The following is a 23,267-nucleotide window of genomic DNA, read 5'->3' as shown; positions in this document are numbered from 1 at the left end:
CAATTTCCCGATAGAACTTAAGAAGTCTTTTTAGTCAGAAAATGACTCCGGACCCTAGTATGTTGTCAATAAAACCGTTTTTTGAAGCGGCAAATTATACCTTAACACTGTCAAAATAATTCATTTTTTTCGGCTTGGTCTTTACGAAGAAACAACCGGTATAAAGCAGAGCCGGCAATAAAGCCGCCTAAATGAGCCCACCAGGCCACATCGACAGCAACGCCTCCAAATAGCATTGCTGTTGTCGCACTGTGTAATTGAATCAAAACCCATAAACCTAAAAAAGCAATCGCAGGAACATGAATGACTATAGGCAAGAACAATATAGGAACCCATACCACAACACGTTCAAGCGGATATAGAAAAAAATAAGCCGCCAATACGCCGGCTATAGCCCCTGATGCACCAACAACCGGAATAGCAAGATTAGGATCGAACAACCATTGCAAAAAAGTAGCTAGAAGGCCACATACCAAATAAAAAATCAAAAAGGGTAACCTTCCCATTCTGTCTTCTACATTATCGCCAAATATCCATAAAAACCACATGTTCATGATAAGGTGCAGCCAGTTTCCGTGCAGAAACAGGCTGGTCAGAAAAGATAAGTATCCGTCGAAAGGCAAGCCGTAATACGGATTGGTATAGCGAATAGGCACCATGCCGTAAAGATTAAGAAGCCGATAGCTTAATTGATCGGGCATCAATTTCATCGTCACAAAAACTATAATACAAATCGCCATTATCCCCCATGTAACTAAAGGCTTTGAATAACAGGGCGCTGTATCTCTAATTGGTATCATGGCTTTTCCTGATCTATGTAACGCAGAGTATCCCTGCTTTTAACTTAGCTTAAAAGCTAAAAAACCGATTTGCAATGAATAGTTATTTAATCATAATCCTGACGGCAAAGCGTCTATAATATAGATAAAGATTGATTCCTATCACCCTTGCATTTTAGCAACCCACTTAAAGATTCATGCATCCTAATTCAATAGACAAAACTCCATCATTTTCAGGCCTTTTGCTTGATGAACAATTGCTGTCGGCAGTTGAAAAACTTGGTTTTGAGCAGCCTACACCCGTGCAATTGCAATCGATTCCCCTCGCTCTGGAGCACAAGGACTTACTGGTTAGCGCCGAAACCGGCAGCGGAAAAACTGCGGCATTCTTGCTGCCTACACTGCATCACCTGTTAACCTTGCCTTCGGCAAAATCCGGGGTACGAGCCTTGATACTGACTCCAACCCGAGAACTGGCCCAGCAGATTTTTAAGCACTGCCAACAATTGACCGAATTTACCGACCTGAAAACAGGCCTGATTACCGGCGGCGATGATTTTAGGCTGCAGCAAAACATGCTCCGCAGAAACACGGAAATTGTTATTGCAACTCCAGGCAGAGTATTGGAGCTGATGGAGCAAGAGATACCGAACTTCAGTAATCTGGAAGTGTTAATACTTGATGAAGCTGATCGCATGCTGGATATGGGCTTTAGTGAAGACGTACTGACCATCGCCAACAGCTGCAACGCACAACGGCAAACCCTATTGTTTTCGGCCACCTTGACCCATTTCGGCGTTATCAAAATGGCTGACAAGGTACTAAAAAATCATGAAGTCGTTGCTTTAAATACGCTGCATGACGGACACCGTAATATCGAGCAGCAAATTGTGCTGGCCGACGACAATGATCATAAGTTAAAACTGCTGACTTGGCTGCTGCAAAATGAAACCTATGACAAAGCGCTGATCTTTACTAACAGCAGAATTCAGGCTGACGCTCTTCGCGGGCCTCTTCGAGGGAAAAAACTTCGCGTTGGTGTATTGCATGGAGAAATGGATCAAAAAGACCGCAACCGGATGATGGAATTATTCCGCGAAGGTGTAGTCAACATCATGCTTGCTACCGATCTTGCCGCCCGCGGCCTGGATATCAAAGGCATCAACCTGGTTATCAATTTTGATGTCCCAAGAAACGGTATCAATTATATCCATCGCATAGGCCGTACAGGCCGGATCGATGAACTGGGCCTGACGATTGCACTGGTAAAACACACAGAATGGAATTTAATGTCCGGTATTGAGCGCTTTTTGAAGCAGAAATTCAAACACCGCAATATCAAAGAGCTGGAAGGTAAATATAAGGGCCCTAAAAAAACCAAAGCCTCAGGAAAGGCAACAGGCGGCAAAAAGAAAATAGAACCTAAAAAAGCTGCCGTCGAAAAAGTCAAAATACGTGACCGGGACAAAAAAAATGTCGGCAAAAGGCGTGCACCTACCAGTAAGCCAGCCATACAAGTAGATCAGACATAAAAAAGGCCCCATTCGCAATCTACCGTTGCGAATGGGGCCTTTTTTAGGACACTTTAGACTAACTTAATTTAAGAAAGCTTGCCTACAACCTGTTTGACCAAATTATCTGGTTTAAAAGGCTTTACAATATAGGACGTTATTCCTGCCATAATGGCTTCTTTTACTTTGTCTCCTTCAGATGAAGACGTCAGCATGATCCAAGGTGGTGTGACTAATTTCTCATCATCTTTGACCGTCCTAAACAAATCAAGCCCGCTCATTCCCGGCATATTCCAGTCACATACTACAATATTGATTTTTACCTTTCTCATCATTAGCAATGCTTCTTCGCCACCCGGTGCATCAAAAACATGGGTAAATCCGGCCTCTCGCAGAATAGCTTTGGTTAGTGTCCGCATTGAAGCTGCATCATCTACAATCAGAATTTTTTTCTGTAGCAATTCTTGTGATATTTCCATTCTTGTTCCAAATTACACTTAATTATGAGCACTGCAGTACTTAATTGCAACATTTTACAAGAACTAGAGGTGCCCGACAAATAGAATGTAAAAATAATGTTAAGTAATTCACTATTTACGAAAAAAAAGATTCACAATTAGAGTTAAAATAATACTGACAATAAACATAGAGGTAATCGGAATAAATACAAACCGTTGCTCATCCTCAATGCGTATATCACCGGGCAGCCTGCCAAACCAACTAATCAACCAAGGCGCATAACTAGTAATCAGCCCTACAACTACCAAAATAACGCCAATTGCCGTTAATAACTTCCCAAACGCCATTTGTAGACCTCTCTTTTAATGCACATCCAGATCATTAATGTCCAACTAACAAGAAGAGTCCCCGTTAAGGTAAAATAACAGCCCTTATTTACACCGTCACCAGCAAAACAGTCGGTTCTGTAACAGGAACCTATCGGAATAAATTACATGTTGAGAATCACTGAACTTAAACTGCCACTGGACCACCCGGAAAGCATGATCAAAACTGCGATACTTGATCGGCTTGGCATCAGCGCAAAAGAACTTATCACTTATACAATATTCCGACAAGGTTTTGATGCGCGAAAACGTAATGCAATCCTGCTTGTTTACACTATCGATATCGAAACCACAAATGAACAGGCGATTCTTAAACGTTTGGCAGACGACCCTCACATATCTTTAACACCGGACAGTACTTATCATTTTATAACTCAGGCACCAAAAAATCTGGCGTTGCGTCCCGTCATCATCGGCACAGGACCTTGCGGGCTATTTGCCGGACTGATTCTGGCGCAAATGGGCTTTCGCCCGATCATTCTGGAACGTGGAAAAGAGGTACGGGAACGCACCAAAGACACTTTCGGCCTTTGGCGCAAGGGTGTATTCAACTCTGAATCCAATGTACAGTTTGGCGAAGGCGGTGCCGGTACTTTCTCCGATGGTAAGCTGCACACCCAAATCAAGGACCCGAATCACTACGGGCGTAAAGTGCTCACTGAATTTGTCAAAGCCGGTGCCCCACCTGAAATCCTCCATGTCAGCAAGCCTCATATCGGCACATTCAGACTGGTAACTGTAGTCGAGCAGATACGCGCGACTATCGAATCATTAGGTGGCGAAATCCGCTTCCAAAGCAGGGTTGAAGACATCATAATTGATAACGAACAGGTTCGCGGCGTGGTACTCGCCAGCGGCGAAACCATTGATACGAATCATGTGTTACTGGCGATCGGGCATAGCGCGCGTGACACTTTCAAAATGCTTTATGATCGCGGCGTTTATATTGAAGCCAAACCTTTTTCCATCGGTTTTCGCATAGAACATCCGCAGTCATTAATCGACACTTGCAGATGGGGCGACAATGCAGGTCATCCGTTATTGGGCGCTGCCGACTATAAGCTGGTACATCACTGTAGCAACGGACGCTCTGTGTACAGCTTTTGCATGTGTCCCGGCGGAACTGTCGTGGCCGCCACGTCTGAACCGGGACATGTGGTCACCAATGGCATGAGCCAATACTCGCGCAACGAGCGTAATGCCAACAGCGGCATTGTCGTCGGCATTACGCCTGACGATTATCCCGGCCATCCTTTAGCAGGCATCGATTTTCAACGCCGTCTGGAAGCTGCCGCCTTTAAGTTAGGGGGGGAAACCTATGAGGCACCGGGGCAACTGGTTGGCGATTTTCTCGCAAAACGCCCTTCTTCGGCACTGGGCACAGTACAGCCTTCCTACACGCCGGGCGTTCATTTATGCGACCTTAGCTCGGCTTTACCGGATTACGCCATCACTGCGATACGCGAAGCCATTCCCGCGTTTGATAAAAAGATAAAGGGCTTTGCGATGAAGGATGCGGTATTAACGGGCGTTGAAACCCGCACCTCATCGCCTATTCGCATCAAGCGCAACGAGTCTTATCAAAGCATGAATATCAAAGGGCTATACCCGGCAGGAGAAGGTGCGGGCTATGCGGGCGGAATTCTTTCTGCGGCTGTGGATGGCATCAAAGTTGCCGAGGCGTTGGCTTTGGATATAAACAAATAAACACCCTATATGCGTCATGAAGAATATACAGGAGCGGCTTGCGCTAAAGCCACTCCTGCAATCCGAAGTTATCTAACCCTGACTCATTTCGAGCGTTTAGTCGTATTAAATACAAACGACGCAACAACACCCCGGTTATCGAATTTAATAACCAGATCTTCAGTACTGCCGTCACTAAACAAGCTGTAATAGTAGTTACCGTAAGTCCATGTTTTCATGCCGTTATCGAGCCCAGTTCTCCAGGGAGCCCCAAACGTGGTGTAGATATCATTCTGGGTGGTTTCCCCTATCTTGATAGTTGAAACCTGGCCTGCCGGGAACTCATGGCCCACCGTAGCGCATCCTGAACTCAACAGGACTATCATCATAGCCAGACCGCAAAACATTTTCCGTAGCAACCCGGCAAAATGTACTGAACAAAGAAAATCAATTTTCATTTTTACTCGCCATCTAATTAAAAAATAGTGTGATATTTAATATATCACTGTTACCTGTTACTTTATTGATTCGCACTTTTTAGCCAACTTTCAAAGAACTGTCTTTCAGGCAATGGTTTGCTGAAATAATAGCCTTGATAACACAAGCATCCATTCTGCTTTAAAAACTCCAGCTCCATTTTTGATTCAACACCTTCCGCAACAACACCCAGATTCATATGCCGGGCTATCGCAATAATGGTACCTACAAAAACAGCATCATCTTCATTTTTAGTAATATCCTCAACAAAGGATTTATCAATTTTTAACTGATCCACCGGTAAATGTTTTAAATAGCTCAATGATGAGTATCCCGTACCAAAATCATCTATTGAAAAGGTATAACCCAACATTTTCAACTGCCTGATCTTATCAATCGCGGCATGGACATCATTCATCAACAGCCCTTCGGTAAACTCCAGCATGATTCTTGACGGGCTTATCTGATATTGTTTAACAAGCCTGCCCAGTATGCTCATAAAATCACTATGATAGAACTGCCTGGGACTAATATTAATCGCCAAATGAGGTAAATGTACCTGCTGCTTATCCCATTGCCTTAGATGAATGAATGACTGTTCAAGCACCCACGTACCTACGGCCTGAATCAACCCGCACTCTTCCGCAATAGGAATAAACTTATCGGGTGGAATAAAGCCCTTTATCGGGTGGTTCCAGCGAATCAACGCTTCTGCCCCTATAAGCTTGCCGTGATAATCAACCTGCGGCTGATAATACAAAGACAGCTGCCCCTCATCCAGAGCGTGCCGCAGCTCTTTTTCAATCAGCATTCTTTCCATAACCGCTTCCTGCATACTGTGCTGAAAGAATTGCAACATATTACGGCCACTTTCCTTAGCGCGATACATTGCCGTACCGGCCTGTTTAAGCAAGTCGTCAGGCATGCCGAAGTGCTCGGAAAACATTGCAATACCGATACTGGAAGAAACATACAGCTTGTGGTTCATTACCGAATAAACCTGGCAAATGGCCTGTTGCAATTTTTCCGCAATATGCCGAGCTTCATTGCAAGCCAGCTCTATGTGCTCGCTAAGTTCTGTCAAAATAACAATAAATTCATCGCTACTGATACGAGCGACGGTATCGCAATCCCTGACACCTATTTTTAATCGATAGGCGACTTCCACAAGAATTCTGTCCCCGGCCGAATGCCCGAGAGTTTCATTAATATTCTTGAAATGATCAAGATCAATAAAAAATAACGCGCCATTCTTTCCCGATCTTCCGGTAATCACCAATTCCTGAGCCAATCGATCATTTAATAAACGACGATTAGGCAATTCGGTTAAAGGATCATAAAAAGCCAGACGTCTAATTTCTTCTTCATCATTTTTTAACTGACTGATATCACTAAAAATAGCGGCGTAATTACTGATCTCATTCGTTTCATCATCCCGGATTTCGGTAATGGTCAATAATTCGGGATAAATTTCACCATTTTTGCGCCGATTCCAAATTTCGCCTTGCCAGAAGCCATGTTTGTTAATCTTTTCCCACATAGCCTGATAAAACTTTTTATCATGCCGCCCCGAACTGATAATTGCGGGCGTCTTACCGATAACTTCCTCTTCCGTGTAGCCGGTAATATTGGTAAAGCCGGCATTGCATGTTTGGATGACCACGTATTTATCGGTGGTAATAACACCCTCCTGGGTGTTATCAATAATCTTTTTCGCCAGGCAAAGACTCTTTAACGACTCTTTTAACAATGCGTCCCTAGTCGCCAGCGATTCTTTAAGCTCTTCAACATAGGTGCTGCGAAACCCCGCCAAGATGTCGGTCAGGTTAATAATGCCTATTAAGTTATTTTTATTATCGACGACGCCGAGGTGACGAAAACCGTTCCTGAGCATAATTTTCTTGGCTTGATAAAGACTCTCGTGCTCATTAACGGTAACAAGACTCCTGCTGGCATAATCGGCAACGACCGGGTTTAGCGTTAAAGAAGCCAGCGTCTTGACCACATCCCGCTCAGTCAAAATGCCGATGGACTCATCCGGAAATTCGACACCCAGCGCATCCGAAAGCGAAGAGTACATAAGCCTGCTCGCTTGTGCCATGCTTTGCGTTGATTTGATAATCGGCGGACTGGGCTTTAATACACTGCCCACTGTTTTTAAAACCAGGAAAAATTCAAAATTATGTTTTTTAATGACATCAGTTTGAGAAATAATGCCTCGCTGCTTGCCCTGATCATCGGTTACAACATAATGACGTACACCGTCTTTCTTAAATTTAAGCGAAACTTCCTCTAAACTTGCATTTTCATTAACACAGAGAACAGGACTGCTCATACCTTCTGACACAGGCGTGGAACGCGCATCAGGCGACGAAAAGTCAAATTTCAATACATCTCTTTCTGTCCAGATACCAATGATTTCATCGTCCACTACAATCAAAATAGCACTACATTCCCGTTCCGCCATTTTGACAGCGGCATTATGCATCGTCTCGTTGGGTAAGCAGGTCAACAAGGTGGTTTGGGTAATATCCTTAATCGAAATGGCATTTAAATCAAAATTGCTCATGTATCCTCTCTGTGTAGCATTAGCCCGCGGATAATATCATCAAGCGGCTGTTAACTAAAATTTAGCCCCCATTACAACGCCGGATAATCCCAAATGACATCAAGGGTAAAGCAACCCGAAAACCATCATAATTAATCGCCTATACGCTGGGTTTCTCTACCGTTCTATTCATCCCACACATTTCACCGTTTGCCTAAAAACCTGCCCCATCCTCAATAAATCCTAAGCAAATCTGGCATTAAAAGCCTGTTCAAATTAAAATAACTAACTTATTACTTATTGCGCGCATTCAATAAACATAGCGCGACCTTCAAACCTGACGGACTTTTAATGACTGATTATAAACTGACACACCTTAAACAACTGGAAGCTGAAAGCATTCATATTATTCGTGAAGTTGCAGCCGAATTTGAACGTCCGGTGATGTTGTATTCCGTCGGCAAAGACTCTGCCGTCATGTTGCATTTGACCATGAAAGCCTTTTATCCTGGTAAACCGCCATTCCCGTTGCTGCATGTGGACACTACCTGGAAGTTCAAGGAAATGATCGAGTTTCGCGACAAAATGGTCAAACAACTGGGTCTTGAGTTGCTGATTCATATCAATCCGGAAGGCATAGAACAGGGCATTGGGCCGTTTACGCACGGCAGTAAAAAACATACCGACGTGATGAAAACCGATGGCCTCAAGCAAGCTCTGGATAAATACCAATTCGATGCGGCTTTCGGCGGCGCGCGGCGTGATGAAGAAAAATCACGCGCCAAGGAACGAGTCTATTCGTTCCGCGATAAAAATCATCGCTGGGACCCGAAAAATCAGCGTCCTGAATTATGGAATATCTACAACGGCAAAATAGATAAGGGCGAAAGCATCCGGGTATTTCCGCTATCCAACTGGACCGAGCTGGACATCTGGCAATACATCCACCTGGAAAACATTCCGATCGTTCCTTTGTATTTTGCCAAAGAACGCCCTGTCGTTAACCGCGACGGCATGTTAATCATGGTCGACGACGAACGCATGCCGATCGGCCCCGATGAAAAAATTGAAATGAAAATGGTGCGTTTCCGTACCTTGGGCTGTTATCCGTTAACCGGCGCAGTTGAATCGACCGCAACGACGTTGCCGGAAATCATTCAGGAAATGCTGTTAACCACAACCTCCGAACGTCAAGGACGATTGATAGACCACGATCAATCCGGTTCCATGGAGCAGAAAAAGCGTGAAGGCTATTTCTAATAACGCTTGTCACTGCAACTCATAACAGGAATCCAGAGAAAATTATGTCCCACCAATCCGACTTAATCAGTACCGATATAGACGCGTATTTAGCGCAACATGAACGCAAGGAATTATTGCGCTTTTTAACCTGCGGCAATGTCGATGACGGCAAAAGTACGTTGATCGGCCGCTTGCTGCACGACTCCAAAATGATCTATGAAGATCAACTGGCCGCCGTTCAGGCCGACAGCGTTAAATCAGGCACCACCGGTGCGGGCAAAATAGATTTGGCCTTGCTGGTTGACGGCCTGCAAGCCGAACGCGAACAAGGCATCACCATTGACGTGGCCTATCGTTATTTTTCCACCGCCACGCGTAAATTCATTATTGCCGATACGCCGGGGCACGAGCAGTACACCCGTAACATGGCGACCGGCGCGTCAACCTGCGATTTAGCGATTATCCTGATCGACGCCCGCTACGGCGTGCAAACCCAGACTAAACGGCACAGCTTTATCGCTTCGTTGCTGGGCATTCATCATATTATCGTCGCGGTCAATAAAATGGATTTGGTCGATTACAGCGAGGCCACTTTTAATAAAATAAAGCAGGATTATCTGGATTTCACCCAAACTCTGGCTTTACAGGACATCACCTTTATCCCTATGTCGGCACTGGACGGCGATAACGTGGTCAACCCCAGCGCGCATATGCCCTGGTTTACCGGCCAGCCGTTAATGGAAGCGCTGAACAGCATTGAAATCGCCAATGACCGCAATTTCAGCGACGCGCGTTTTCCGGTTCAATACGTGAACCGCCCCAACCTCGACTTTCGCGGTTTTTGCGGCACGGTCGCTTCCGGCATTTTCAAAAAAGGCGACAGGATCACCGCCATGCCCTCAGGTAAAAGCAGTAACATCAAAGCCATCGTGACTTACGACGGCGAGCTGGAACAGGCCTTTTCGCCGATGGCCGTCACCTTAACGATGGAAGATGAGATCGATATTAGCCGCGGCGATATGATTGTCGGCGCCGAACAAGCAGCGGCAACCGTCTCGGACAAATTCAAAGCCACCATCGTCTGGATGGCTGAAAATGCGCTGGCACCGGGTCGGCAGTACATTATCAAACTGGCGACCCGCAGCGTGTCGGGTTCAGTATCGCTGATTCACCATAGAATCGACGTCAACACCCTGGAACACCACGACGCTACCGAACTGCAATTGAATGAAATCGGTTCCTGCACGGTTTCAGTCAACGCGCCGGTGGTTTTCGATGCTTACATTACCCATAAAGGCACAGGCTCATTCATTATCATAGACCGCCTGAGCAACGGTACCGTCGGCGCGGGCATGATTACCGGCAGCACCGATGAAGAAAGCCTGCAACCGGTCAGCCCTGAAGAGCGCGCCGCGCGCTTTAGTCAAACAGCTACAGCGATTGCTTTAACCGGTTCGAACAGCAAAGAAATCGCTTATCAACTGGAACGGAAATTATTTGATAACGGTCATGCATCGACGGTCTTAGAAACACAAAATGCGTCGCTAATCGCAGCAATCAAGACTGCCGGACTGATCGGTTTATGCGTCAATTGCAGCACCGACTTGGCAGACATTAGCTTTGATAGCGATACATTGGCTATTGATGATATTTACAGCTCATTAAAGGATCAAAAGATTATTTATTGATACACGAAACAACGGCAAGAGCGGGAAACCGCTCCTGCCTATAAATACATTTATTTTTAGCGAGAAAATCGCTTCATTGATATAAAAATGTAAGATGAAAATAGTGTAATCCATCCATCAACCCACGTTACAAGCCTGAAAGTTACTACACAATGAAAAATTCGGAATTCTCAAAAATAAGAGCTTCAGGCGTAGGCTATTTGATTAACAGCATCCAGACATTATTTGTCGGCATGTTAAGGGTCTGGACGATTCCTATTGTAATAATGCTGAGCTTCTGTACGGGATTCACCACCTACTACGGCTTATCTCATTTCATCACCTCCTGGATTGCACTGATTATCACCATTGCGATTCAATCAATTATTGTTATTAGCTCGCTGGAACTTGCCGGCATTCACTGGCGTGCCAACCGGATGCGCTATTTTTCCGTTGTCTGCTCCCTGCTGGTTGCGATGAGCGCTTCGATTTCATTCTCATACTTCAAATTTTATGAGATTTCCCAACAGGACAATCTGCACATCAGCCGTTTAAATAAAATCAGGTTGGATGTAAAAACTTATATCGACCGGGTTTCAGCCATCAAAGGCGAGGTTTTAAAGCAACAGCGCACCGACTTAGAAAAAGCGTCGCTCGATGTACAGCAAGCGTATTTTGGCACCCATGCGCAAATTGCCGAAGGCTACAAGAAGCAAGTCGGCGAAGGCCCTTTTTGGAAGCATTACAACCAGATTTATCTGGAGAAAAAAGAGCAGCAGGCTAAATTCGAACATGATTTTTCTGAATTGGACAAAGATATTCAAAAACTGCAAGTCAGCATCAATGCACTGGATGTCGCAACGAATATTGAAGACGCCTATTCCCAGATGCTGGAGAACTTCCAGAATGTGCAACTAAAGATCAACCTACTATCAGGCAATATCGGTCAATCCTTACCGGAAGCACCGTTATTGACGACTTACAAACAATTTACCGCCGATATCCAGCCTTCATTCGCCATGTGGTCGGATGCGAATTTCTCGTTATTCGCTTTTGTTTGCGCGGCAATGGCCGACTTTTTCACCGTTTTGTTGTCATACCGCCTCGAATTCACCGCACCCGGCCCATTGACTGCCAAGGAAGAAGATCTGGTTTTCGAATGCTTACGGCAATTCACCGAGTTCCGGATCAACAAAAACGACGAACTTGAAATGTCCATCGAGAAGACCGAAATGGAACGGGTAAAACGATACTCCGACTGGTCGAGAATGTTTGCCGTCGGCTTATTATTAAGCCGGGGATTTTTAAGAAAAATCGACGATAAAACCGTCGAATTCGCGCCTAACCTTTATCCGTTGATTGCCGAAAAAATGGGTGACAAGATCAATCGATTAAAAGCCGAATCCACCATGACCGGACGAGCGGATACTAATGAATAATTCCAGAACTGAAATCGACAAATGGTTTATTGAAGGCTCGTTAGCCGACGACGATCTCACTATTCCGGAAGTATGGGAACCCATTTTTGACGCGGATCGCCATCTAGTCCATACCAAAATCGGCCCATACTGGAATTTATTCTTGCGTCCGGAAGGCTTTGTTAAGCGCTTCTATCATCATATTCACCCGCTACCGATTGAAAACTGGCTGGTTACCCAACAAATTAAACTTTACGACGGTTTTTGCAAAATCGATGTAACCCTGGATATTCGGTTTCAGGCCTCGTTGAAATACGCGCTTGGCAATATCGACATCTTGTCCGGCATTAATCTGCATATAAAAAAAACCTATAAAGATTTACTTATCAACCTGATAAATAAAGAGCTGGCTAATTTATCGGATGGCTCATGGGTACAAACCGGCGTCAGCGATATTGAAAAGAAAATATCTTTAGCCGTTAGTGAAATGTTGATATTGCAACATATTCAATCGCAAACGCACTGCACATTAAAACCTTCGTTTGAAGACTTCCCCGATGTGCAACTGTCCCAGGAAAGCGTTTATTTATGCGTTCTTAAAAAAAGTTTTGAGTTTAATGATACCAAAAGAGAGGAATTATTTCGTCAGGAACAAGAGCTCGAAAAACAAAAGCTGGAACATAAACAAAAGCTGCTCGATCAATTAAATTTCGACGCTGAACTGGAACGCTTGAAACAAGCGCAAGAAGCTTTAAATACAAAGCTTTTGCTGGAAGAAAAAGAAAGACAGCTGCTTGAACAATTTGAAATTGAAAAGCGTATCCATACCGAAAAAGTCAAACATGATAATGCCTTAAAGGAAATTACGCTGGAAGCTGAGCTTCAGGAACAACAAAAACACGAAGCCAGCCTCAGACTTGCAGAACAAAAAACGCACACGGAATTGCTGGCGCACCAAGCCAAGTTAAAAGAAAAAGAACTGGAAGCCGATATCGCCAAATTTGAAAACCAGCAGGCCCGATGGAGAGAAGCCAAAGATAAGATCCACGCTCAACAGATCGCCTTTGAGCGGCGCCAAAAACAGCTGGAGTTTGATACCGATGTAGAGAACCAGAAACATCGGGAACAGCAGCGTCTGGAGATGCAACAAGAAAGTTATGCAAAAAGAAAAGAAGCCGATGTTTATCTTCGCAGAGAAATCGAATTACTGGCCCTTGAAAAACAACGTATGGAACTGCAATTAGCGATAAAGGATGCAAAAAAACAAGCGGAAGACAATAAACCTCTGGCAAAGAACTAGCCAAATGGTTGCTGGATGGGCAAAAGCCAAGCCCATCAATTCAGCTTCCAAACAGGAAAACTTGCGTCTGCACACATTGACGTTTGTGTGACGGGCTGGATTTTATATATCCATGACCAGCATCGGAATGCCGTAAGTTAAAACAAAATAGCTAAACGCTAAGATAACGCTGACGCTCATTTTGTATGAAAACAGTTGTCGCAAGATATAACTGACGATCGCCAAATACCATCCCACCAATAATACGGCCAAGCTGATCGATATCTCTTCCCGGTATTCCTCCTTGTTCATCACCATTATAAAATCCAGCGCTTCGGCGGCAATTGCGAGCGTCATAATAAAATTTTCGCAAACAAAAATAGCTGTAAAAAGTTGATTGAAATGCTGCCATTTTTTGATGACAAGCAATAATACGGCGATAGATGAAAACGCCATAATTGTTCGCAATGAAACTTCCAGCGTGCCATCGGCAGGATCGGCAATCAAGCCCTCAACAATAATCCCTGAAATAAGATAAAACACCACTGTTTTCCACATGAATGATTTTGGAGGGACTAAATCAGCGGGGTTATTCACGAACCAGCAGAGCGAAAGGTATTTGATTAATAAACTCATGGTAAAGATCTTTGTACTTGAAAAAAGCGTAAATATTCCAGGTTTCGTCTGACAAACTCTTATCGCGGCTGCCAAAATAGCAATGAAGCCTATAAACCTGGAAAAACCATCTCGTCCACGAAAACCACAAAAAGCACGAAAATATCTAAAAAAATACCAAGTCTCAGATTATTATCCAGATGAATGGCTAAATATTTCGTGCGCCTAAAGTGCCTACTGTTAGCGTTCTACTACACACTGACCATGGCGCTTAACTTTTGTTTTTCGTGGATAAACCGGTTTTTAAATTAAATATTAAAGGGTTAATTTCTTACCACTGGGACTCGCCGGTTTCAGGGTCGTACATTTCATGAACAATCTTATGCCGGTTGGCAATTAACTCTTCAATGCCGGGTGAATTACTCATCGCACGGGAAATAGCTAATTTCATCGCTTCATAATTTGTGCGATACAAATCTTTACGATCCAAATCGGGATTCGTAGCACATTCAGGAGCAATCCAAAGCATTGCAATAATACATAAATCATTAGCCTGATCGGCAGGGATAACACCGTCAATAACACTATCAAGAACCGCATCCGCTACCGCTGACTGCACGGGACCGCCAAACAGATTGACGTATTCGGTGGATTTGATGGTGACCTTGGGAACTATTATCGTCGCAGGCTTTACTTGCTGATTACAGGCTCGAATAGCGAACATACGGGTATGTCCTGCGGTTTGTCCCATCAGATTGGCGAAAGCGTTACCGGCCGGTCCTTTGACACTGCCTATCAATATCTCGGGCATGGCGTCTGTGCCTTGACCGTCGCTGGAAAATACCGTCGCTTCTCCGGTCCTGAACCAAATTGTATCCGACATTACATACCCCCAAAAAAAGTAAGAAAAAAACCGGCATTTTATGACGGATGAAGCCGGAGGCGCAAGGCCAATACTAAGACCGAGCTTACATTGCCGTTCAATAAGACGCGCCACATTCTATGATAAAATAGATTTTACTCACCCAAACAGATTTACATCTCTTTACTTAATGTCACTAAAGCTATTACCGCTGCTTTCTACGACGCTGCTTTATGTGTTGTATTACCTGATCAGCACCTTCAAATTTGATGTGCAAATATTGACCGCATCGATACCTTACGATTATCTGCTGCAACTGGTAGTCGCTTACGTGCTTTATGCATTATCGAAGCGGATATGGATTTTTCTGGTGATTCATGCCTTGCTGATGGGGCTGTTGTATGTGGGTAATGCAGTAAAAATATCGTTTTTTGGCGGACCGATTATGCCGGATGACGTTTTCGCGCTGCAATCGCTACTTTTGATACTCGATGGCTGGCGTTTTTTTGCTGCCGCGATACCGCTAGCCGCCATTGCCAGTCTGTTGTTATACAACTTCACCATGCGCCATTGGAGCTCTTATCTGGCCAGCCTGACTATCATTTTGCTCGGCATCACTGTCGTTTACAAACCCGCGACCATACTGGATCCTTTGGATGGCTACTTTGGCAACTCGGTATGGGATCAACGCTCCAATTACGTATGGCGCGGCGCAACGTTATACTCGTTATTGGAAAGCGCTCGCCATTTTGCCGCAGCCGAAATCATTCCCGACGCCGATATGGCTCAAGAAGCGGCCGACAAATTACTGACTGCCCATCGCACCGGTTCCATCGACAACTGTTCCATGCCTGGCTCAACTTCCTGTATCGATCCAATGGTACCGGTCACGACACCTCCACTGACAGTCTCATCTGAAAATGAGTCTGGCGCCAAAACGTTTACACCGCGTAACATCCATATCGTATTGCTGGAATCTTTCTGGGATCCCAGTGTGCTGAAAAAAGCAAAGTTTAAACCTTACCCGTTTTCGCCCGAGTTTCGCGAGCTGTGGAAGAGCGCCGGATACTCGCATGCGCTGGCTCCAGTGTTTGGAGGCTTTACCGCCAATTCCGAGTTTGAGGTATTGTGCGGCTTCCCGGTAGTAAGGGATACGGTCAAATTCGAGCGCCAGTTACTAAACGATGTGCCTTGTTTGCCGCACCTTCTTGCCGACAAAGGCTATCGCACCATTTCCTCGCACCCGAATGTGCCTGTATTCTGGAACCGTGTTAATGCTTATAAGCGCATGGGCTTTCAGACTTACTGGTCGTTAGGGGATTTTGTCCAGGATGACATGAATCAGGAATTCATGTCCGACAGCACGTTATACCGCCAAGTAATGGAGAAAATATCCGGATCGCTGGATGCCAAGCAACCGGTCCTGGATTATATCGTGACCTATTTCGGACATTGGAATTACCCGTTAAGCGAAAGCCGTCCCAATAAAATCAGCTCATCGTCCCAAATTGAGGAAGTGTCGGCCTACGCCAATACGGTTTATTATAAGTCGCGGGAATTGATGGCCTTTATCAACGAAATGCGCAAGCGGGACCCGGAAGGCATTATCGTGGTTTTCGGCGATCATCTGCCTTTTTTAGGCGAGAACTTTGCCGGCTATGTCGAATCAGAGGTGCTGACGGCCAATCGGAGCGACTTTTCGCCAACTATGTTCAAAGCCTATGTCAGCACGCCAATGCTTATTATCGACGGTAAACGCGGACCGGTTAAGTTTGGCAGCCTGCCGCTTTATCAAGTGCCCAAGCTGTTGCTCGACCTGCTTAACTTCAATGAACCGAGTATCATGGATTACACCGCACCTTTGCCCAATGTACGAGTAAGGCCATTGCCGGGCATGCATTTTAATTTGCTGGCTGATGGAACTGTTGATATGTGCAAAGAGCCGCCCTATTCGGAAGCTTGCCAGTTATCTTCGCGTTGGCTGGAGGATATATCGAGAGTCAGCAATGATATATTCATGGGACGTCAGTTTACCCGTCCCAAATACATCCCCGAAAAACAGCCTGAGCCATTGCCGACAGAGGCTGCAGTTTCGCAAGCGATTATTGGGGAGAACTGAATCCGCATTAATTATTGGTGTAGTGTGTGCGATATAAACCGATCTACTGGAGAAAATTCATGCATAAAAATTTTATAGCGACCGTTTTTGGTATATTGCTGCTGTTTGCTGGAAACAGCGTGGCCGATCAACTCAGCATCCCTTTGCAGATTGATTACAGTCTTATTAAAAAAGTGCTGATATCGCAATTGTATACCGGCAAAAATAATAGCGCAGAACTGTGGAACGACCGTCAGGGATGCAGTTATTTAAGGCTTTCCAATCCCGAAGTTAACGGCAAAAGCGGCCAAATCCAGCTGTTAAACGAAGTTCAGGTGCGCTTCGGAACCGGTTTGGGCGGACAATGTGTAACGGTTCTGGAATGGGCAGGCGTATTGGAGACTTTTCAGCAGCCGACGCTCGATTCCGGGCATTCCGTACTGAGCTTTCCAATCACCAGCGCAACCGCCTACGATCATGAAGGTCATCATCTGACCATCACTAAGCTTCAGGATTTGATCAAACGCTTTGCCGAACCCAAACTTGCCTCAGTAAAAATCGATTTAAACGAATCCCGAAACAATATCGAGCAAACGCTGGCGCATTTTTTACCCAAGGATAATGCGGCCGAAGTCAAAGAGATACTCAAATCGCTCAGATTCAGCGACATCAATGCCGGAGACAACGGTATCGGCATCAAGCTTGATCTCAATGCACCGGCCAAAAGAGCTATCGAAAAACCTGTTCCAGCCTTTAGCGAAGCCGAACAAAAACAATGGCAAGCCGCTTGGCAACAATGGGATACGTTTTTGAGCACAGCCATTAAACAGGCATCTGAAGACACAAAGTCGCCGGAACTGCGCGAAACCCTGATGGAAATTTTAATGAATTCCCGAGAAGCTTTTCAGGCCGGCTTAAAAGAACATGACGCGGACAACGACCCGGTGCGGGTATTTTTTACCGATACCTGGGAACGCCTGGCACCGGTATTAAAAGTCATAGCCAAAGAATTACCCGCCATCCAAGGTTTACGTTATATAACTTTCATAGCGGCGACCGACGTGATTTATGAACTTGAAAGATTAGGCGCACCGTTTGGCCTGGATATTTCATCCGATGGACTGCGCACGTTAGCGCGCATGCTAATAGCGGGCAAGCAGCAGCAAGCGCTGTAACACAAGTTAAACAACGATATAAACCGATGATTGCAATCAAAATCCATTTTAAACGCCGTCAAAAAACATCATCCGTCAGAAAATATCCGGCATCTGCGATCATGCTGAACGGTTTTATACTGTGCCTGTCGACCGGAGCAATAGCCGACGAAGCTTCCGCTCCTGCTAACGATCCTCTTTCGTTAACGCCCATGACTGTTTACGATGACCAGGTTTATCCCCAATTAATTGAGCCGCCGCGCATGCTTAATCAATTAAACCAGAATGAGCTACAGGCCACCGGCATGCCTAACCTTAACGGCGTACTGAGAAGCCAAGGCGGCTTAATGCTAAACCAGGGCAGCGGACAGATGCCGACCGGCATCAATTTGCGCGGTGGCGGCGGTGGGGGCCAAGGTTTGGTCACTTTGGATGGCGTCCCCTTATTTGCTAATTTCGCCGGTTTTTACTCATTGAGTCACTATGCACTGGATGCTTTAGATCGGGTAACGATAACCCGGGGTTCAGGCGGCGAACGACATGGCAGCCGTACACTCGGAGGCGCCATTCACTTGCAAACCCGGCACATGCAGGAAAAGGATAATTTTTTGCACGTTGAAGGAGGGAGTTATGACACCGTGCGCAGCGTTGCCGGCAGCGGCTTGACGACCCAAGCGGGTGATTTCTCGGCGGTGGTGGGGCGAAGCGACGTTTTTAATGCTATCAGTCAGTCACCAAACGGCACGGAGCGTGATGATTTCGGTATGACCCATGCCTCAGGTAATTGGTTTAAAGAATTCAGCCGGGGCGGCTTGGATGCGTCAGTCTATTTTGTGCGCACCGATGAAGATATCGACGGCCCCGGTTTGATATTACCCTCGCGTACAATACGCTGGGTGGACGATAAACGGGGTAAATTGTCGGATGAAACCTGGGTAGCTCAATTGCACGGTCAATATGATTTGACGTCCTATTGGAATAGTTCGCTGCAATTGGGTTTCACTCAAGATCGACAAAAAATGACTTCAGCTTTAATCAGCCCGTTTTCGCTTACCAGCCAGCTATTCCTATTGGACTGGAGAAACACCCACCGCTTGCCGCTGAGCACAAATAATCAGGATCAGGCATTGCTGGTATGGGGAGTTAATACTCAACAACAGCAGGCGTTGGGTTTGCCGGTTTCGCAAACAGTGGTCAGCCCCAATGTGCGGGGGGAATTGGTCATGGGAGCTTGGCAATGGAGCGCCGATGCGCGTTTCGATAAAGGCGATACATATGGCGATCATCAGGTATTTTCGTTGGGCGCAAACCGGGTATTGCCGAAAAACATGAATATATGGGCTAACGGCGGCACCGGTTATCGCCAGCCCGGTGTCAGCGAATTAATGCATCCTGTATTCGGCAATCCGACCTTGCAGGGAGAGCATAATGCCGGTGGCGAAATCGGCTGGGGTTGGCACCCCGCGCCCGAGAGCCAAGTCAAGGTGAGCGGTTATTATCAAAATTATCGGCAAATGATTACCATGCAGTTGAACTCGACCACCGGCATATCCAAGGCGACTAATATACAGGAAGCGGATGTCTGGGGAGCGGAAATGCAATCGCAACATCGTTGGAACAGCGTCTGGGCAAGCGGTTTAAATTACAGCTATATGTCTGCCAAAAATTCAGTTACGCATTTACTGGTGCCCACTCGGCCCGAGCACCAAAGTATATTCTGGAATGAAGTGAACTTGTTGCAGCCGTTAACGTTTCGGCTGGAGCTAACTGTTCATAGCGGTTATTGGTTTGATGCCGCCAATAGACTCAGGGCCAAAAGCGCTCCCCGCATTAATACCCAGCTAAAATATCAGTTAACGCAAAAAACGGATGTGTATTTACGCGGCGAAAACATCACCGATGAACGCACCCCCGAGATTTACGACTTTAATTTTAACGGTGCGGCATTTTATGTAGGATTTCGTACCGGTTTTTAGCCTGCGACTGTCCCGGTTGCATTTACAAGACTGATAACTTATCTGATCGTCGCCATTGCTTTGCGTTAACGGTTCGTAGGCATCCTAATCTTAACGGGCCACGCCTATTGCCTCCTCGCCTGCCTAGTTTTCTTTACCGGTTTTTCTAGGGAAGCGCTGCTTAAATCCTTCGACAGGCTCAAGACGAACGGTAAACTGTTGATTCCGTTCGCGGTAAGCTTTGTCGAACCCTGAGCGGAATTGATTTGTTCAGCGCTTCCCTAACGGCAATGCTGCCGACTCAAGCCCCCTATTCAGCCTTTATCTATGCTGCGCAGCTTTTCCATCACTCAAAAATAGCCGCTTCAAGATTTTTGCTGGAAATCAATCCTTTCAAAATCGATTTATTCTTAATACCGCCAAACCGGGTACCCGCCAAGTTAGCCCCGGTAAAATCGGCATCTTCCAATTTGCTTTCGGATAAATCCGCTCCGGAAAGATCGGCATCGGTTAAATCGGCCCCGGAAAGATCAACGCCGAATAACACTGTGTTTTTCAGCACACTCCCGGAAAGATTGGCATGGCGCATTAAAGCACGGTTAAGGTTGGCATCGGACAGATTGGCGCCCGATAAATCGACATTATTCAAGCTGACCCGCATTAAACCCATGGGCTGATTCTTCATATCAACGCCCCAATTGGCATTAGACAGATTGGCATGGCTAAGGTTGGCCCGATCCAAATTGGCAATAAAACGGCTACCGGCCAGATTGGCGCCGCTCAAATTAGCGCCGCCCATATGCACGCCAAAAATGCTGGCGTTGGACAGATTAGCGCCGGAAAGATTGATTTTGGTCATTACCGTTAAATCAAGATTCAGGCCGGATAAATCACTATTGCTTAAATTGGTATTACGTAAATCAGAACCCCACAGGTCGGCATTCCTGAAATCCAGTCCGGATAGATCCAGCCCCCTAAGATCTTTTCTGCGCAGCTTTGCAAGGTGCCCCTTATCCGCCTTGGCGAGATGCTGTTGCACTGCCGACCGGCTAAGGTCGGCCGCCGATACCGACAAACTAAACAATGCGGCTAACAAGCCCAGACCGTAAAAACGGATTTTCATGTGTATTCCTCCTGGTGGATACAGGTAATCAGATTAAAATTGAAATAGTCGGTAGAACTTTATCGACAGTTCAACGCTATTGCAACTAGGGAATGGAAATTGTTGGCTTTACTGCGGCTCAACATGGTATGAGAAAAGCGGCTTAACGCTTATGGTGAAGTTGAAAACGGGGGTATTACTTTTAACTTACGGCCTGTAGATCGGGAATACTGTTAATACCTGATCTACAGGGCTGGAACCGATGTCCGGTTGCCGGATTATTTCAGCAACCGGGACCGTTGAGGCATGTCCCTGTGGCATGAATATACTTACCGCAATCTGGAAATTGCCCCCGGAGGTTGGCCTTAGCTTGATTCTTCGCACTAGTGCAATCATCGTGCTTGCAACCAGGAGCTCTGGCCGTGCTGGAACTACCCACTGGGCAGACTTTTTGATTGTTGTTGGCCCCGATTGTGGCCGTACCTTCTTGCCATTTTTCTTTGGCGAGCAAAGGCTGGCTAAGGCCTAAGCCCAGGGTCAGCAATAAACCGATAACAGAAAGACGACGTTTCATTATTTTTCTCATTTTTCTTTTCCTAAAATTTAAATTGGTTGTACAAGCGGGTTACCTAACTGCGAATCAGCTTAAACTACATATCTAAAGCGGATTTATGTTGTGCCTGTTAATGAAAAAACCAATTGATACAGGTCTTTTTGTTGCGCCTGCTCAAACTCGTAGTTCTCCGAATTTAATCGCCAGTTGGTAATTACACTGTAGCCGCCTTTAGTATATCCATCATAGGCGTTCTTGGCCGTTTGATGCCCATTGCCATCGGGACCGGAAGGACCGTCAGCTTCAAATTTTGCACCGTAAGCCAATAAATTCTGGTGAACTCCCGCCTGCGTAAACTCACTCGGAATGGTGAACCCTGAATATAACTGAAGATTAACGAAATCCATGTTGTTGTTAACAGCCCCGGCATCCAGATTTCCTACTTCAGCGGGAGAGAGCGTCAGGTAATAATGCTTATCAGTTTGTTGTTTAAACTGGGCGCCTATCGCATTGACCAGGAGTTCGAATTGGTTTTGCGTGGTTTGATCGGAAATGGGTGACTCCCAGTCGATATCAAAACCATCCAAGTCAAAACTCTTCAGATAATCCATCAGATTACCGGCAAAGTTTTCAGCATTCTGGTTGGGTGAATAGCCAGAATTCAAGAATATATTCGAAAGCAGGCTGCCATCGCCCCAATTCAGCGTAACCGCGATTTTAATATCCGGATTATTTTTCCGGGCATCCCTGATTATATAGTTCATGTAATCTTGGTTGGTCAACCCCAAGGGATGTGCCGAAGCGCCGACTTCAATAGTGTATGAGGAGCCATTACCGACAGGGGTCGTATCAGGGCCGGTAGGGACGGTGGTTACAAAGCAAAGGTACAGAATATCGATAGCTTGGTAGACATTGTTGTAGATAAGTGTCTGGTAACAACTGCTGGGACTGTTGTAGTCGGTGCCGGCAGGTTCGTCTTCATTTAAAAAAATCCACGCATTAACCAATTTAGTCATTGAACTCATAGTTTTCTCCCGAGTATTAAGTAGGCGCAATAACATTCCCCGCTATTGCGCCCTGTTTCGCTTAGTTTACTTACATGCAGCAATCATTGGCTGTCCTGCCGCCGTACAGCCGTTTCCATTACTTGTTGCATTGGCCAGAGCGCCAGATGAATTGACTGTGATGCTGTAATTACAACCCGCACCACCTCCCGATCCGTATGGAGAGGAGGAGCTTACCCAAGTGCATGTTTTTCCGGCGACTTTGAAAGAAATTGGAGTGGATGGCGTAAAGGCGTACGAGATTGTGCTGGAAGCGCCTGGATTGGATGGGGTAATGAAATCTGCAAGACTGATAATATTTACTGTATCGGCATACGCAGCAGTCGACAGAATCATTGAAGCAGTGACTAATAAAATTAGACATCTTTCCTAAATAATCGATATGGCACCCCTCTTTATGGGGTTAAAATAA

The 23,267-nt window shown here is 45.7% G+C and carries 19 protein-coding genes; 9 read left to right on the top strand and 10 right to left on the bottom strand.

What is annotated here, in order from left to right:
* Window positions 1–110 precede the first annotated feature (110 nt).
* Window positions 111–659, bottom strand: coding sequence for a rhomboid family intramembrane serine protease (locus V7051_RS04785; RefSeq protein ID WP_442919623.1), 549 nt, complete (start codon window positions 657–659; stop codon window positions 111–113).
* 317 nt (window positions 660–976) lie between these two features.
* Here V7051_RS04785 and V7051_RS04780 point away from each other — a divergent pair, with 317 nt between their 5' ends.
* Entirely contained in the window at window positions 977–2,311 is a 1,335-nt protein-coding gene (locus tag V7051_RS04780; RefSeq protein WP_333873539.1) for a DEAD/DEAH box helicase, read from the top strand.
* 68 nt (window positions 2,312–2,379) lie between these two features.
* Here V7051_RS04780 and V7051_RS04775 read toward each other — a convergent pair whose 3' ends face one another.
* Together V7051_RS04775 and V7051_RS04770 are read right to left on the bottom strand one after the other, a co-directional pair.
* Entirely contained in the window at window positions 2,380–2,769 is a 390-nt protein-coding gene (locus tag V7051_RS04775; protein WP_333873538.1) for a response regulator, read from the bottom strand.
* A gap of 111 nt (window positions 2,770–2,880) precedes the next feature.
* Window positions 2,881–3,096, bottom strand: a complete 216-nt coding sequence (locus V7051_RS04770; RefSeq protein WP_333873537.1) for a DUF2905 domain-containing protein — start codon at window positions 3,094–3,096, stop codon at window positions 2,881–2,883.
* 147 nt (window positions 3,097–3,243) lie between these two features.
* Between V7051_RS04770 and V7051_RS04765 the strand changes: the two genes are divergently transcribed.
* Complete coding sequence (locus V7051_RS04765) at window positions 3,244–4,842, top strand: NAD(P)/FAD-dependent oxidoreductase (RefSeq protein ID WP_333873536.1); 1,599 nt, start codon at window positions 3,244–3,246, stop codon at window positions 4,840–4,842.
* Between the two features lie 83 nt (window positions 4,843–4,925).
* Here V7051_RS04765 and V7051_RS04760 read toward each other — a convergent pair whose 3' ends face one another.
* Window positions 4,926–5,279, bottom strand: a complete 354-nt coding sequence (locus V7051_RS04760; protein ID WP_333873535.1) for a hypothetical protein — start codon at window positions 5,277–5,279, stop codon at window positions 4,926–4,928.
* 62 nt (window positions 5,280–5,341) lie between these two features.
* Window positions 5,342–7,867, bottom strand: a complete 2,526-nt coding sequence (locus V7051_RS04755) for an EAL domain-containing protein (RefSeq protein WP_333873534.1) — start codon at window positions 7,865–7,867, stop codon at window positions 5,342–5,344.
* A 330-nt stretch (window positions 7,868–8,197) separates the two neighbouring features.
* Between V7051_RS04755 and cysD the strand changes: the two genes are divergently transcribed.
* The 4 genes from cysD to V7051_RS04735 all read left to right on the top strand — a co-directional run bounded on the left by cysD (window position 8,198) and on the right by V7051_RS04735 (window position 13,473).
* A complete protein-coding gene (gene cysD / locus V7051_RS04750) occupies window positions 8,198–9,106 on the top strand; it encodes a sulfate adenylyltransferase subunit CysD (protein ID WP_333873533.1) in 909 nt (302 codons plus the stop codon).
* A 44-nt stretch (window positions 9,107–9,150) separates the two neighbouring features.
* On the top strand, window positions 9,151–10,776 hold the full coding sequence (gene cysN / locus V7051_RS04745) for a sulfate adenylyltransferase subunit CysN (RefSeq protein WP_333873532.1): 1,626 nt from the start codon (window positions 9,151–9,153) through the stop codon (window positions 10,774–10,776).
* Between the two features lie 152 nt (window positions 10,777–10,928).
* Window positions 10,929–12,194, top strand: a complete 1,266-nt coding sequence (locus V7051_RS04740; protein WP_333873531.1) for a hypothetical protein — start codon at window positions 10,929–10,931, stop codon at window positions 12,192–12,194.
* Window positions 12,187–13,473, top strand: a complete 1,287-nt coding sequence (locus tag V7051_RS04735) for a hypothetical protein (protein WP_333873530.1) — start codon at window positions 12,187–12,189, stop codon at window positions 13,471–13,473. The genes V7051_RS04740 and V7051_RS04735 overlap by 8 nt, the downstream gene beginning before the upstream one ends.
* 102 nt (window positions 13,474–13,575) lie before the next feature.
* Here V7051_RS04735 and V7051_RS04730 read toward each other — a convergent pair whose 3' ends face one another.
* Both V7051_RS04730 and fae read right to left on the bottom strand, forming a co-directional pair.
* Complete coding sequence (locus tag V7051_RS04730; RefSeq protein WP_333873529.1) at window positions 13,576–14,163, bottom strand: hypothetical protein; 588 nt, start codon at window positions 14,161–14,163, stop codon at window positions 13,576–13,578.
* Between the two features lie 235 nt (window positions 14,164–14,398).
* A complete protein-coding gene (fae, locus tag V7051_RS04725; protein WP_333873528.1) occupies window positions 14,399–14,950 on the bottom strand; it encodes a formaldehyde-activating enzyme in 552 nt (183 codons plus the stop codon).
* A 169-nt stretch (window positions 14,951–15,119) separates the two neighbouring features.
* On the opposite strand from fae, the gene V7051_RS04720 reads away from it, so the two are divergent.
* From V7051_RS04720 to V7051_RS04710, 3 genes are read left to right on the top strand one after another with little or no spacing between them, the layout of a single operon-like run.
* Window positions 15,120–17,048, top strand: a complete 1,929-nt coding sequence (locus tag V7051_RS04720; RefSeq protein ID WP_333873527.1) for an LTA synthase family protein — start codon at window positions 15,120–15,122, stop codon at window positions 17,046–17,048.
* 59 nt (window positions 17,049–17,107) lie between these two features.
* Window positions 17,108–18,202 (top strand): hypothetical protein, encoded by a 1,095-nt coding sequence (locus V7051_RS04715; RefSeq protein ID WP_333873526.1) that lies wholly within the window; start codon window positions 17,108–17,110, stop codon window positions 18,200–18,202.
* Between the two features lie 26 nt (window positions 18,203–18,228).
* Window positions 18,229–20,157: a TonB-dependent receptor gene (locus tag V7051_RS04710; protein ID WP_333873525.1), complete on the top strand. Its 1,929-nt coding sequence runs from the start codon at window positions 18,229–18,231 to the stop codon at window positions 20,155–20,157.
* A gap of 325 nt (window positions 20,158–20,482) precedes the next feature.
* Here the strand turns inward: V7051_RS04710 and V7051_RS04705 are convergent, their stop codons facing one another.
* The 3 genes from V7051_RS04705 to V7051_RS04695 form a co-directional block, all read right to left on the bottom strand.
* Window positions 20,483–21,259, bottom strand: a complete 777-nt coding sequence (locus V7051_RS04705; RefSeq protein ID WP_333873524.1) for a pentapeptide repeat-containing protein — start codon at window positions 21,257–21,259, stop codon at window positions 20,483–20,485.
* Window positions 21,260–21,521: 262 nt separating this feature from the next.
* On the bottom strand, window positions 21,522–21,824 hold the full coding sequence (locus tag V7051_RS04700) for a hypothetical protein (RefSeq protein WP_334168724.1): 303 nt from the start codon (window positions 21,822–21,824) through the stop codon (window positions 21,522–21,524).
* A gap of 83 nt (window positions 21,825–21,907) precedes the next feature.
* Window positions 21,908–22,816 carry a glycoside hydrolase family 18 protein gene (locus V7051_RS04695; protein ID WP_333873522.1) on the bottom strand — a complete coding sequence of 303 codons (909 nt, stop codon included), beginning with the start codon at window positions 22,814–22,816 and terminating at the stop codon, window positions 21,908–21,910.
* Window positions 22,817–23,267: the final 451 nt, after the last annotated feature.

The organism is Methylobacter sp., from assembly GCF_036845245.1.
Taxonomy (GTDB): domain Bacteria; phylum Pseudomonadota; class Gammaproteobacteria; order Methylococcales; family Methylomonadaceae; genus Methylobacter_A.
Note: the sequence above shows the minus strand (reverse complement) of the source record. Positions and strands in the feature narration are given on the sequence as shown.

Excerpts from the sequence above, each read along its gene's own strand:
- cysN (WP_333873532.1), top strand. The coding sequence starts at position 9,151 with ATGTCCCACCAATCCGACTTAATCAGTACCGATATAGACGCGTATTTA.
- V7051_RS04720 (WP_333873527.1), top strand. The coding sequence starts at position 15,120 with ATGTCACTAAAGCTATTACCGCTGCTTTCTACGACGCTGCTTTATGTG.
- V7051_RS04715 (WP_333873526.1), top strand. The coding sequence starts at position 17,108 with ATGCATAAAAATTTTATAGCGACCGTTTTTGGTATATTGCTGCTGTTT.
- V7051_RS04710 (WP_333873525.1), top strand. The coding sequence starts at position 18,229 with ATGATTGCAATCAAAATCCATTTTAAACGCCGTCAAAAAACATCATCC.
- V7051_RS04770 (WP_333873537.1), bottom strand. The coding sequence starts at position 3,096 with ATGGCGTTTGGGAAGTTATTAACGGCAATTGGCGTTATTTTGGTAGTT.
- V7051_RS04755 (WP_333873534.1), bottom strand. The coding sequence starts at position 7,867 with ATGAGCAATTTTGATTTAAATGCCATTTCGATTAAGGATATTACCCAA.
- fae (WP_333873528.1), bottom strand. The coding sequence starts at position 14,950 with ATGTCGGATACAATTTGGTTCAGGACCGGAGAAGCGACGGTATTTTCC.
- cysD (WP_333873533.1), top strand. The coding sequence starts at position 8,198 with ATGACTGATTATAAACTGACACACCTTAAACAACTGGAAGCTGAAAGC.
- V7051_RS04735 (WP_333873530.1), top strand. The coding sequence starts at position 12,187 with ATGAATAATTCCAGAACTGAAATCGACAAATGGTTTATTGAAGGCTCG.
- V7051_RS04785 (WP_442919623.1), bottom strand. The coding sequence starts at position 659 with ATGGTGCCTATTCGCTATACCAATCCGTATTACGGCTTGCCTTTCGAC.
- V7051_RS04760 (WP_333873535.1), bottom strand. The coding sequence starts at position 5,279 with ATGAAAATTGATTTTCTTTGTTCAGTACATTTTGCCGGGTTGCTACGG.
- V7051_RS04775 (WP_333873538.1), bottom strand. The coding sequence starts at position 2,769 with ATGGAAATATCACAAGAATTGCTACAGAAAAAAATTCTGATTGTAGAT.
- V7051_RS04765 (WP_333873536.1), top strand. The coding sequence starts at position 3,244 with ATGTTGAGAATCACTGAACTTAAACTGCCACTGGACCACCCGGAAAGC.
- V7051_RS04780 (WP_333873539.1), top strand. The coding sequence starts at position 977 with ATGCATCCTAATTCAATAGACAAAACTCCATCATTTTCAGGCCTTTTG.
- V7051_RS04740 (WP_333873531.1), top strand. The coding sequence starts at position 10,929 with ATGAAAAATTCGGAATTCTCAAAAATAAGAGCTTCAGGCGTAGGCTAT.
- V7051_RS04700 (WP_334168724.1), bottom strand. The coding sequence starts at position 21,824 with ATGAGAAAAATAATGAAACGTCGTCTTTCTGTTATCGGTTTATTGCTG.
- V7051_RS04705 (WP_333873524.1), bottom strand. The coding sequence starts at position 21,259 with ATGAAAATCCGTTTTTACGGTCTGGGCTTGTTAGCCGCATTGTTTAGT.
- V7051_RS04695 (WP_333873522.1), bottom strand. The coding sequence starts at position 22,816 with ATGAGTTCAATGACTAAATTGGTTAATGCGTGGATTTTTTTAAATGAA.